This window comes from Arenibacter sp. F20364, assembly GCF_023015905.1.
Taxonomy (GTDB): Bacteria; Bacteroidota; Bacteroidia; order Flavobacteriales; family Flavobacteriaceae; genus Arenibacter.
In genome coordinates this window covers 1-1629 of sequence record NZ_JALKBD010000096.1, presented here as the reverse complement: position 1 = coordinate 1629, position 1629 = coordinate 1, and the positions used below count along the sequence as shown (strand labels likewise).

Below are 1629 nucleotides of genomic sequence, written 5' to 3'. Positions count from 1 at the left end.
AAGACCAATTATATTTGACTAGAAAGAACCGTGACAAAAGGATTAACGACCTAGTGCTATTTATCATTTTGGTGATCCTTATCATATCCGCTATAGTGTTAAATATGTAAACTTTATATTGCCTTAATAATTTAACCCAATGATTAGTAAATCCGAACTTGTCGCATGCTCCGCCTTAAACTTCACTCAATTTGGGAGCAAACGGTTCACACTCGATGAGTTGGCAAATCAGCTCGGCATATCGAAGAAGACCATCTACCATTATTTTAACAAAAAAGAAGAACTGGTTCAAGAGAGTACGGCCTATCTGTTGCAAAGCTATTTAAGGGAGATTCAAGAACCTGAGATTGCTCTCTGTAAAGATCCTCTGGAAAAGATCATTCTGATATACAAAAAGGGTTTCGAACATTTAAAATATTTCAGTCCCACGTTCCTTTTCGGGCTAAAGAAATATTATCCGAAGGCCTATGATCTCTATTATAGCTTTCGAAATGATTTGGTAAATGAAACTATTTATGAACTCTTTGTCGATGCACAAAAATTGGGCTTTGTTGTAAAAGAGGTGAACTTGAGATTGGTTTGTGAACTGTATTTTTTGAATTTGAACGCTATCGCTTTTGGTAGATCCAGTCTTTTTGATAAATATACCCAGCAAGAGATTCTACAACATCTCATCATCAACACCATAAAAGGAATTGTGACCAAAGATTACACCAATAAGTTTATCCAAAAATAGACTGACAAATGTCATTTGGTTAAAAAGTATTTCAAGGTAAATTTGGTTGAAGCGAAAACGACCTAATATAAATGCTTGCTGCAATGAAAAATTTACTAATACCAACGGATTTTTCAAAGGATGCCCAAAAAGCAATCGACTATGTCATTCACATTTTTAAAAAGGGAAGAATGTATTTTTTATCTGTTGCATGCCTATATCATTCTTCCGTCCTCCCCTGACAATTGGGACTGAGGACGCAAGATCATTTAGGACAGGGGGTTTCCTCCTTTTATGCGGAACTTAAAAGAATTGAAAAATTGCTAAAATTGATAGAAGGTGATAAAGATGTATTTTTTCTTTTGGATGAAATGTTCAAGGGCACTAACTCGGAAGACAGGTATAAAGGAGGTTTTTCGTTGATCCATCAGATAAAGCAACTAAATACATCTGGCATTATCGCAACACACGACATCGAACTGGCTAAGTTAACAGAGGATAAAATGTTAATTCAAAACTATAGCTTCAATAGCAAGATTAAGGGCGGTTCAATGATCTTCAACTACAAGCTGACTCCAGGCGTATGCCATGATTTCAACACAAGTGAGCTAATGAAAGAAAGCGGAATACATATAATTGAACATTTCAGATAGGGATAATAGAAAGACAGATTTGGCGTATAAAATGATAGACACTATCCGATAGTTTTGGGTTTCCGACCAAGCAAAATTTCGGTTACAATTGAAATCTCATAGGAAATAAGAATACCCTTTTCTATAATAAAAGTATGTTTCTCAATATTCTCAAAGTGGCTGTCCTTCAAATCAATTAGATTTGCGAATATAGTTCGTGACCATGTAGTAGCTATACATGCAATACTAAATCACTATTTTTTGAATTGGCGGGAATAGTCC

The 1629-nt window shown here is 35.1% G+C and carries 2 protein-coding genes; both read left to right on the top strand.

From position 1 onward, the window contains the following. Positions 1-139: 139 nt before the first annotated feature. Positions 140-736, top strand: a complete 597-nt coding sequence (locus MWU84_RS23835; RefSeq protein ID WP_246906505.1) for a TetR/AcrR family transcriptional regulator — start codon at positions 140-142, stop codon at positions 734-736. Positions 737-960: 224 nt separating this feature from the next. Then, positions 961-1368 (top strand): hypothetical protein, encoded by a 408-nt coding sequence (locus MWU84_RS23830; RefSeq protein WP_246906504.1) that lies wholly within the window; start codon positions 961-963, stop codon positions 1366-1368. The last annotated feature ends 261 nt before the right edge of the window (positions 1369-1629 follow it).

What these genes read in the sequence shown, in the direction of transcription:
- MWU84_RS23835 (WP_246906505.1), top strand. Translation starts at nt 140, where the DNA reads ATGATTAGTAAATCCGAACTTGTCGCATGCTCCGCCTTAAACTTCACT.